This is a genomic window from Dietzia sp. CQ4, from assembly GCF_014145125.1.
GTDB classification, from domain to species: Bacteria; Actinomycetota; Actinomycetes; order Mycobacteriales; family Mycobacteriaceae; genus Dietzia; species Dietzia natronolimnaea.
In genome coordinates, this window is sequence record NZ_JAALDZ010000171.1 from 1 (window position 1) to 9,761 (window position 9,761).

The following is a 9,761-nucleotide window of genomic DNA, read 5'->3' on the forward strand; positions in this document are numbered from 1 at the left end:
CTCCCGGACGGCGGGGTCGTCACCCAGCACGACGAGACCGCCGGTGCCGCTGCGCCGGATGCGGTCCAGCGCGTCACGGAGCGGCGTGCCCGGGGCCAGACGGCGGAGGACGGCGCGCACCGCCGCGTCGGCGGGGGAGCCGTCGGCCGCGCGGGCGGACAGGGCGGACGTCTCAGTGCCCCTCGGAGTGGGTCTCGACCGGACGGGTGTACTCGTCGCTGGCCGGGACCTCGGCGATGACGGCTGCCGCCATCTCGATCTGGTCGCCGTTGGAGAAGGAGACGGTGGCCGGCACCGAGGTGCCGATCTGGAGGTCGTCCGCACCGGGGAGGGTGGCGGTGGTCCGCTCGACGCAGAGGTCGTCCCCGCCGGGGACGGGCTCTGCGTCCTCCGCCGCCGAGACGATCAGCGAGCACCCGCGCTCGAGGGGCTGCGACTCGCCGATCTGCGCCTCGATCCCGTCGATCTCGAGACGGTCGAGGGAGATCGACTCGCCCATGCCGGTCCCGGTGAAGGAGGCGACGAACCCGAGACGCGCCTCCCCCGTCTCGGGGAGGACCACCACGAGGTCGTTGACGTACAGCTCGCCCGCGGAACCCTGTCCACCGTCCACCGCGGCGACCTGACCGGCCGTCTGCGAGATCTGGCCGGCGCCACACGCGGACATACCGACGGCGGTACCCACGGCCAGGACTACGAGCGCGGTGCGGCGCAGGCCGGTGTTCGGTGAAGTCACGTCAGGCTCCTCGGGAGATGGTCGTTCTCAGGCCGGTCTCATCGTAGTCCACGGCCGGTCGTGACCGGCGCCAGAGTGCGCCCCTCGCACCCCCCGGATGCGCCGGTCGGGCCGTTCGGGTTGCTGACCTGCATAAACGGATAACCCCAGCGCTGAGGGCGTGCTAAGATGGCTCAGTCGAAAGGGGAAAGCCACTCATGGAGTTCAAGGTCGGCGACACTGTCGTCTACCCGCATCACGGCGCCGCAAGTATCCAGGCGATCGAGATGCGGACGGTCAAGGGCACCGAGAAGGAATACCTCGTCCTCAAGGTTTCACAGGGCGATCTCACGGTCCGGGTTCCGGCCGAGAACGCCGAGTACGTGGGCGTGCGCGACGTGGTCGACGAGGCGGGGCTCGACAAGGTCTTCGATGTCCTGCGTACCGAGCACGCGGAGGAGCCGACCAACTGGTCGCGCCGCTACAAGGCGAACGGCGAGAAGCTGGCCTCGGGGGACGTGAACAAGGTCGCCGAGGTCGTCCGCGATCTGTGGCGCCGCGACCTGGACCGGGGACTGTCCGCCGGCGAGAAGCGCATGCTCGCCAAGGCGCGGCAGGTGCTGGTCGGCGAACTCGCGCTGGCCGACCGTGCGGACGAGCACCGTGCGGACGAGCTCCTCGAGCAGGTCCTGGCCGCCGCGGCCGCGCCGGCCTGACGCGACCCGCGCGAGTGACCCGGTCCTCTGTGACGCGGAACGGATCGAGTGGCCACCCGGCCCCCACGGGCAGGGTGGCCGCCGTCGTTCCCGCGGCGGGGTCCGGACTACGGCTGGGAGCCGGGGTGCCCAAGGCCTTCGTCGAGGTGTCGGGCCGGACGATGCTCGAACGGGCCGTCGCCGGGTTGCTGGCCAGCGGGGCCGTCGACGACGTGGTGGTCGTGGTCCCGGACGACCGCGTCGCCGAGTCGGAGGCACTGCTCGCCCCTCTCCGGACGGGGGACCACCTCGTCGTCGTCACCACGGGCGGCGCGCAGCGCACCGACTCGGTGCGCAACGGCCTGGCGGCGCTCACCGCCGGCCTCCCGCGGTCCGGTACGTCGGTACACGACGTCGTCCTGGTCCACGACGCGGCGCGCTGCCTCACCCCCGCGGGCCCCATCGTGCGGGTGGTGGAGGCGGTCCGATCGGGAGAGGTCGCGGTGGTGCCCGTCCTCCCCGTGGTCGACACCGTCAAGGAGGTCGACGCCGCCGGATACGTGGTGGGTACGCCCGACCGCGCCGCCCTCCGGGCCGTCCAGACGCCGCAGGGTTTCGCGCCCGACGTGCTGCTGGCCGCCTACGACGCGGCCGGGGACGTGGCCACCGACGACGCCGGGCTGGTGGAGCGGCTGGGCGGGACGGTGGCGACCGTCGACGGCGACCCGCTCGCCTTCAAGATCACCACGGCATCGGACCACGTCCGAGCCCTGCACGAAGTCCGTGCCCTGTCGGAAGTCCGTGCCCTGCACGAAGTCGGCGCACCGCAGGAGCCCGGTGCACGCGAGAACCCGGAGGAGCACCCGTGACCGGACCCGTGATCCCGCGCGTCGGCATCGGCACCGACGCCCATCAGGTGCAGCCCGGCAAGCGATGCATGATGGCCTGCCTGCACTTCCCGGACGACCACGGGTGCGAGGGGCACTCCGACGGCGACGTAGTGGCCCACGCCCTGGTCGACGCGCTCCTGTCCGCGGCCGGTCTCGGTGACCTCGGCACCCTGGTCGGCACCGGTCGCCCCGAGTACGACGACGTCTCGGGTGAGCGGCTCCTGCGCGAGGCGGTGGCGGAACTCGCCGGGCACGGGTGGGCGATCGGGAACGCCGCCGTGCAGATGGTGGGCAACCGCCCCAAGATGGGCCCGCGGCGGGTCGAGGCGGAACAGACCCTCTCGGCGATCATCGGCGCCCCGGTCTCCGTCTCGGCCACCACGACCGACGGCATGGGCTTCACCGGTCGCGGTGAGGGGGTCTCCGCCGTGGCGACGGCCCTGGTGTTCCGGAGCTGACGAAGCGGGCGGGAGGGTGCGTCACCGGTAGACTCGCTACCCGTGACGCTCCATCTGTACGACACCGCCACCCGCTCCCTCCGGGAGTTCACCCCAGTCCGGGAGGGGCACGCGTCCGTCTACCTCTGTGGAGCCACCCCCCAGTCCGTGCCGCACATCGGCCACGTCCGGTCCGGGGTCGCCTTCGACGTCCTGCGCCGCTGGCTGCTGGCCACGGGCTACGACGTGGCGTTCGTCCGCAACGTCACCGATATCGACGACAAGATCCTCACCAAGGCCGCCGAGAACGGCCGGCCGTGGTGGGAATGGGTCGCCACGCACGAACGCGAGTTCACCAGGGCTTATGACGCCCTCGGGGTCCTGCCTCCGTCCACCGAGCCGCGGGCGACCGGGCACGTCACGCAGATGATCGACTACATGGAGCGGCTCATCGAGCGCGGCTTCGCCTATCCGGCCGAGGGCAGCGTCTACTTCGACGTGGCCGCCTGGTCGGCCGCACCGGAGGGCGATTACGGCCACCTCTCGGGACACCGCCTCGACGAGGTCGACCAGGGTGAGGCGGCGGACCTGCGCGGCAAGCGGGACCCGCGGGACTTCGCGCTGTGGAAGGCGGCCAAGCCGGGGGAGCCCAGCTGGCCCACCCCGTGGGGGGAGGGCCGTCCGGGCTGGCACCTCGAGTGCTCGGCCATGGCGACCTGGTACCTCGGTGGGACCTTCGACATCCACGGCGGTGGTCTGGACCTGCAGTTCCCGCACCACGAGAACGAGGCGGCGCAGTCCCACGCGGCCGGAGACGGCTTCGCCCGGTACTGGCTGCACAACGGGTGGGTCACCATGGCGGGGGAGAAGATGAGCAAGTCGCTGGGCAACGTGCTCAGCGTGCCCAACATCCTCAGCGCGGTGCGACCCGTCGAGCTGCGCTACTACCTCGGCAGCGCGCACTACCGCTCGATGCTCGAGTACTCGCCGGAGGCACTGCAGGAGGCGGCCGCCGGGTACCGGAGGATCGAGGCGTTCGTGCGGCGCGTGACCGAGGCCGGCGTCGAGGTGCCCGTGGGTGACTGGACGGACGGGTTCGCCGCGGCGATGAACGACGATCTCGGGGTCCCCGCCGCACTGGCGGAGATCCACGGTCGGGTGCGCGAGGGGAACACCGCCCTGGCGTCCGGCGACCTCGACGCGGCGCTGACGGCCGCGTCGGCCGTGCGGGCGATGACGGCGGTCGTGGGCGTCGATCCCCTCGACCCCCACTGGGTGGCCGAGGGCGGCGCGGACGACGCCGCGACGACAGCGCTCAACTCGCTCGTGCGCGCAGAACTCGAGGCGCGCGACATCGCGCGTTCGAACAAGGACTTCGCCACCGCCGACGCGATCCGGGACCGTCTGGTCTCGGCCGGCGTCGAGGTGGCAGATACCGCGGACGGCCAGAGATGGTCGCTCGCCAACCGGAAGGACTGACATGGCTGGCAATTCGGCCCGACGCGGAGCGATCCGCAAATCCGGCACCAAGAAGGGCCAGGTCGTCGGATCCGGCGGTCAACGGCGGCGGGGCCTCGAGGCCCGCGGCGCCACGCCCAAGGCCGAGGACCGCACGTATCACTCCGCGCACCGCAAGGCCAAGGCCGCCTCGCGGAAGGCGGAGACCACGCAGCAGCGGCGCCGGTACGCCGAGAAGCAGGCCGATGGTCCGGAGTACGTGGTGGGCCGCAACCCGGTGGTGGAGTGCCTCCGGGCCGGCGTGCCCGCGACCGCGCTGTACGTCGCGGTCGGCTCGGACGCCGACGAGCGACTGACCGAGGCCGTCCACCTGGCCGCCAACAAGGGCATCTCGATTCTCGAGGTGCCGCGCACGGACCTCGACCGCATGGTGTCGAACGGGATGCACCAGGGGATCGGGCTCCAGGTGCCGCCGTACCAGTACACCGATCCCAAGGATCTGCTCGACATCGCGATGGGAGCATCCGAACCCGCGCTGCTCGTGGCTCTGGACAACATCACCGACACCCGCAACCTCGGCGCGGTCATCCGTTCGGTCGCCGCGTTCGGCGGACACGGCGTCCTCATCCCGGAGCGGCGCAGTGCGTCCATCACGGCCGTCGCGTGGCGCGCCTCGGCCGGTGCCGCCGCCCGGCTGCCGGTCGCGCGCGCGACCAACCTCAACCGCACGCTTCTGGACTGGGCCAAGGCCGGGGTGCAGCTCGTGGGTCTGGACGCCGACGGCGACACCACCCTGGACACCTACGACGGCACCGGCCCCACGGTCGTCGTGGTGGGCTCCGAGGGTAAGGGTCTCTCACGGCTGGTGCGCGAGAACTGCGACTCGATCCTCTCGATCCCGATCTCCGGAGGGGTGGAGAGCCTCAACGCCTCGGTCGCCGCCGGCGTGGTGCTGTCCGAGTTCGCCCGCCAGCGTCGCGTGAAGGGCTGACGGGCCCCTCGGTTCCCGTTCAGCCCGGCGGGCGGCGGGGCGATCGACAACGATCGAACGTCGCCCGTGCGTACTCCCACGTCTCCTCGCCGTAGTACAGGTGCCCGACGACCATGTAGAGCCCGGCGAACCGTTGGTAGGTCCACGCCCGGTCGAGGAAGGTCGGGTCGATCCGACCGACGTAGCGCGCGAGCACCTCGTCGACGAAGCCCGGGCCGTACTCGTACAGCTCGGCGAAGTCGACCGCCGGGTCGCCGAGACACATGTCGGTGAAGTCGATGAGCCCCAGCCGGCCCGGGGACGTCCGCCGATCCCAGTACAGGTGACGGACGTAGACGTCGTTGTGCAGGAAGACCCTGGGCAGCAGGGTGGACTGGAGCGCGGCGACCTCGTCACAGATCTCCCGCGCGGTCCGCATCTCGTCCTCGGTGAACACCGCAGGGAGGTCGTGGGCCACGATCCCCCGCACGAAGTCCAGGTTCTCGGGTTGGTACGAGTCCGGGACCCGGTCCAGCGGCGGGGTGGAGGTGTCGGCCGCGTGCAGCGCCGCCAGCAGGGCGCCGAGCTGCCCGGCCACCGACGTCCTGTCCGTCGTGGGCAGACCGCGGAGTAGCTCGGGGGTCAGCCTGTCCCCACCCACCAGCGGATACCCGGCGAAGCCGCCGCCCGACGGGACGTGCGTGTACCGGGGGATCGCGGCGTCGACACCGGGGGACAGGTGGTCGAGGACGGCGATCTCCTGCGGGAGCCGGGCGAGCGCCTGCTCGTCCGTCGGGAACCGGAACACCAGCTCCCGGTGCCCGAGGGAGTCGGCCCCGCGGCACCCGCGGCACAGCACCACCACGTGGTCCCAGCCCTCGTCGATCCACGACGCCGAGTCCCAGGCGAGGGTCGGGAACGCGGCGCGGATCGCGTCGAGCTCAGCGCTGCGCTCGGCCGGGGGCTCGGCCGGGGGTCCGGCGGGTCGCTCGGCAGGGGGGTCGGGGTCGATGGGCACCCGTCCGACGGTAGTCACGCGGGCCGGTCGGTGCTCAGCTCCGGAGTGCCGCGACCGCCCGGCACGCCAGGTAGATGACGAAGGAGATGGTGGTGACGAACACCGAGACGGGCACCCCGGGCGCGAGCGAGAGCAGCATCCCACCGACCGCGGCGATCTGGGCGAACAGGATGGTCAGGGCGATCGCGCGCCCGGGGCTCGAGGTGACGGCGGCCGCGGCGGCGGCAGGGGTGATGAGCAGCGAGAGCACGAGCAGCGCCCCCACCACCTGGACGGCCTGGGCGGCCGCGAGGCCCACCAGTACCGCGAAGACCAGGTTGATCGCGCGCACGGGAACCCCCCGCGCCTCGGCGACCTCGGGGTCCGCGGAGGAGAAGACCAGCGGACGGTAGAGCGCGATCAACGTGACGCAGATGATCGCCGCGACCACAGCCATCTGGACCACGCCGTGCTCCGACACGCCCACGATCTGCCCGGTCAACAGGGAGAAGCTGGTCCCCGACCGGCCGGGGTAGAGGTGGATGAACAGCACGGCCATGCCGAGGCCGAACGCCATGACCACGCCGATCGAACTGTCGCGCTGGGAGGCGCGGGCGCCCATGAGTCCGAAGATCAGCGCGGCCACCACGGATCCGAGGATCGCACCCAGGCCCAGGTTGAGGCCGAACAGCAGTGCGGCGGCGGCGCCGGTGAGGGCGAGTTCGCTGGCGCCGTGCACGGAGAACGACATCTGCCGCATCACGATGAACGGCCCGATCGCCCCGGCCAGCAGGCCGAGCAGCGCGATCGCGACCAGTCCGTAGAGCACGAAGTCCTGGTGGAGCAGGTGCGCGGTCACCTCGGTGTCGGCGATCGTCCCGGCGATCTCGAGCAGGCGGTCCATCAGTGCGCTCCGGGGTGGGTGTCGTCGTGATGGTGGTGGCCGGTGGACCAGGGTTCGGCGCACAGGTGCTGGGTGTCGCCCACCACGATGATCTGGCCGCGGACCCGCAACACCTCGACGGGCGAGGAGTAGAGGTCGGACATGACCTCGGTGGTGAACACCTCCTCCGGGGTGCCGATGCGGTGGCGCCCGTCCACGAGGTAGACGATCCGGTCGACCATCGGCAGGACCGGGTTGATCTCGTGGGTGACGAAGAGGACCGCGGTGCCGTGGTGACGGCGGCGGTGGTCGAGTACCGAGGCGACGGTGCGCTGGCCGGTGAGGTCCAGGCTCAGCAGCGGCTCGTCGCAGAGCATGACGCACGGGTCGCACGCGATGGCCTGGGCCACCCGGACGCGTTGCTGCTCGCCTCCGGACATGCGACCGAGCGGCTTGTCCGCCAGCTGCCCGGCCCCCAGGCGGTCCAGCGCGTCGTCGACCACCCGACGCTTCGCGCCGCGCCGGGACGGCCACCCCGGACCCCAGCGGGTCCCGTCGATCCCGAGTCCGACCAGGTCGCGTCCGCGCAGGGTGATCCCGGGGTCGAACGCCTTCTGCTGGGGCACGTACCCCAGGTGGGTTCCGCGGTCGCCGGGGGCGCGGCCGTCCACCAGCACGGTGCCGGAATCGGGTGCCAGCTCGCCGAGGAGCACCTTGAGCAGGGTCGTCTTGCCGGCTCCGTTGGGGCCGAGCACGGCGACGAACTCCCCGGCGGCCACCTCGAGGTCGAGATCGCGGATGAGGGTGCGCCCGCCGCGCGAGACCGTCACCGACTCCAGGGAGACGACCGTCCCGGGGCCGGGTTCGCCGCGGAAGTGGGATGTCACCTGGTCAGTGTCCACCATCGGCGACCGGGGTCGCACCGTCGAGGGCCGAGGACAGCGAGTCGACGATCCCCGTCATCCACGTGGTGTAGTCCGTGCCCTCGGGGAGGGTCTCGGTGAGGTCGACGACGGCGACGTCCGCCGACTCGGCGGCGTCACGGACGCGGGCGGTCACGGTGGTCTCGGTCTGGGTGTTGAACGCGAGGAACGCGACCTCCCGCTCGCCCATCAGGTCGAGCACGGCGGAGAGGTCGGCCGCGGACGGGTCGGTGTCGTCCTCGATCGAGGCCAGGAATCCGCGCGGCGTCAGGTCGACCATGTGGGCGGCGTCGAACAGGTGGGCGCCGACCCGCTCGGTCTGGGCGTAGGGGAAGTGCCCGCGGTCGTGGATCGCGTCGAGCTCGGCCTCGAGGGGAGCGAGGGAGTCAGCGAACCGGTCGGCGTTCTCGCGGTACTCCTCGGCGTTCTCCTCGTCGATCGCCGCCAGCTCCTCGGCCACCCGCTCGGCCACGGCGGCCGCGGTGGGCAGACTGAACCAGACGTGCTCGTTGGTGTCGGACGCGTGGTCGTGGCCGTCGTGATCGTCGTCCGATCCGTGTCCGTCGTGACCGTCCTCGGCACCGTGATCCTCGTCGTGACCGTCCTCGGCACCGTGATCGTCCGCACCGTGCTCGTCGCCGTGGGAGTGCTCGGCGATCGACTCGCCGGTGACGCGTTCGTACTCGTCGACCGCCCGGACCACGGGGACGTCCGCGGCGTTCTCGAGGGCCCGGTCCACGAAGGAGTCGTACCCGGCGCCGTTGTAGACCACGAGGTCCGCGCCGCTGACCGCTGCCGCGTCGGCCGGGCTCGCCTCGTAGGAGTGCGGGTCGGCGGCCGGGTCGGAGATCACGGCCTCCACTGTCGCGTTGTCCCCGGCCACCTGCTCGGCGATGTCGGCGTAGACGCTCGTGGAGGCCACGACGGTCGGTCCGGTGGCCGTGGCGCCCTCGCCGGAACCGTCCTCCGACCCGCAGGCGGTCAGGACGGCTCCTCCGAGGAGCGCGGCGGCGGCGATCGCCGCGGCCCGGGCTGGCAGGGGGGTGCGGGACAGGCTGGATGACGACATGGCGAAGACCGCTCTCGTAGCAATGGGAACCGTTGTCGTTAAGTGTATGTTGATCCTCGCCGACGGGGTCAACCGCGGGGTGGCCCGGAGGTCAGCCCCGCAGTTCGGCGAGCCGGGAGAGCAGCCCCACCACCGCGGGGATGTCGGCCACGCGGTGTGTGGCGAGAGTCCGGCCGTCTCCGACCTTGATCCCGATGTCCCCGTCGCGCAGGCGCGCGAAACCCCGCTCGTCGGTCACGTCGTCGCCGATGAAGATCGCGATCTCCGCCCCGGTCTGCTCGACCAGCCTCTCGATCGCCGCGCCCTTGCTCGCCTCGCGGACCGCGATCTCCACGACGTTCTTGCCCTCGGTCACGAACACGCCGTCGAGGGCGGCGGGTCCGGCCATCGCCTCGGCCATCGCCCGTTGGCGCAGGGCCGGGTCCTCGACCGGGCGGACGTGCAGGACGGCGGCCGTGGGCTTGGGCTCGACGTGGGCGCCGGGGGTGCGCGCGACGATCTCGGAGAGTTCGGAACCCACACGGTCGAGCCGGGCGAGCTCGTCGTCGTCCAGGGGCGTGTCGAACCCGCCCTCCCACTCCGACCCGTGGCTACCCACCAGCACCACCGGCGCGACGGCACCGCTCACCCGGGCGAGTGCCTCACGGTTGCGGCCGGACAACAGGGCGACCGTGGTCCGCGGCAGCCCGGCGAGCCGATCGAGGGCGTCGATGGCGCCGGGTGC

The 9,761-nt window shown here is 72.0% G+C and carries 11 protein-coding genes and 1 pseudogene; 5 read left to right on the forward strand and 7 right to left on the reverse strand.

Going from position 1 to position 9,761, the window contains the following annotated elements:
- A pseudogene (locus tag G6031_RS18905) lies at nt 1–162 on the reverse strand (DNA integrity scanning protein DisA); the annotation flags it as partial.
- Nucleotides 163–172: 10 nt separating this feature from the next.
- Nucleotides 173–736, reverse strand: coding sequence for a hypothetical protein (locus G6031_RS10680; RefSeq protein ID WP_179524503.1), 564 nt, complete (start codon nt 734–736; stop codon nt 173–175).
- Nucleotides 737–933: 197 nt separating this feature from the next.
- On the opposite strand from G6031_RS10680, the gene G6031_RS10685 reads away from it, so the two are divergent.
- The 5 genes from G6031_RS10685 to rlmB all read left to right on the forward strand — a co-directional run bounded on the left by G6031_RS10685 (nt 934) and on the right by rlmB (nt 5,186).
- Nucleotides 934–1,431, forward strand: a complete 498-nt coding sequence (locus G6031_RS10685) for a CarD family transcriptional regulator (protein ID WP_179524504.1) — start codon at nt 934–936, stop codon at nt 1,429–1,431.
- A gap of 74 nt (nt 1,432–1,505) precedes the next feature.
- Nucleotides 1,506–2,279 (forward strand): 2-C-methyl-D-erythritol 4-phosphate cytidylyltransferase, encoded by a 774-nt coding sequence (ispD, locus tag G6031_RS10690; protein ID WP_179526140.1) that lies wholly within the window; start codon nt 1,506–1,508, stop codon nt 2,277–2,279.
- Nucleotides 2,276–2,758 (forward strand): 2-C-methyl-D-erythritol 2,4-cyclodiphosphate synthase, encoded by a 483-nt coding sequence (gene ispF, locus G6031_RS10695; RefSeq protein WP_179524505.1) that lies wholly within the window; start codon nt 2,276–2,278, stop codon nt 2,756–2,758. Before ispD ends, ispF begins: the two co-directional genes overlap by 4 nt.
- A gap of 42 nt (nt 2,759–2,800) precedes the next feature.
- The gene (gene cysS / locus G6031_RS10700; protein ID WP_182653242.1) at nt 2,801–4,216 is read left to right on the forward strand and encodes a cysteine--tRNA ligase; all 1,416 of its coding nucleotides are present in this window, start codon (nt 2,801–2,803) and stop codon (nt 4,214–4,216) included.
- A gap of 1 nt (nt 4,217) precedes the next feature.
- Nucleotides 4,218–5,186, forward strand: a complete 969-nt coding sequence (gene rlmB, locus G6031_RS10705) for a 23S rRNA (guanosine(2251)-2'-O)-methyltransferase RlmB (protein ID WP_179524507.1) — start codon at nt 4,218–4,220, stop codon at nt 5,184–5,186.
- Nucleotides 5,187–5,205: 19 nt separating this feature from the next.
- On the opposite strand, the gene G6031_RS10710 is transcribed toward rlmB, so the two are convergent.
- The 5 genes from G6031_RS10710 to otsB form a co-directional block, all read right to left on the reverse strand.
- The gene (locus G6031_RS10710; RefSeq protein ID WP_347238480.1) at nt 5,206–6,183 is read right to left on the reverse strand and encodes an aminoglycoside phosphotransferase family protein; all 978 of its coding nucleotides are present in this window, start codon (nt 6,181–6,183) and stop codon (nt 5,206–5,208) included.
- 34 nt (nt 6,184–6,217) lie between these two features.
- Nucleotides 6,218–7,066, reverse strand: a complete 849-nt coding sequence (locus tag G6031_RS10715; RefSeq protein ID WP_182653243.1) for a metal ABC transporter permease — start codon at nt 7,064–7,066, stop codon at nt 6,218–6,220.
- Entirely contained in the window at nt 7,066–7,950 is an 885-nt protein-coding gene (locus G6031_RS10720; protein ID WP_182653244.1) for a metal ABC transporter ATP-binding protein, read from the reverse strand. Before G6031_RS10720 ends, G6031_RS10715 begins: the two co-directional genes overlap by 1 nt.
- Entirely contained in the window at nt 7,937–9,037 is a 1,101-nt protein-coding gene (locus G6031_RS10725; protein WP_182653245.1) for a zinc ABC transporter substrate-binding protein, read from the reverse strand. The genes G6031_RS10720 and G6031_RS10725 overlap by 14 nt, the downstream gene beginning before the upstream one ends.
- 91 nt (nt 9,038–9,128) lie before the next feature.
- Nucleotides 9,129–9,761: trehalose-phosphatase (gene otsB / locus G6031_RS10730; RefSeq protein ID WP_182653246.1), on the reverse strand; the 633-nt coding region annotated here is incomplete at its 5' end.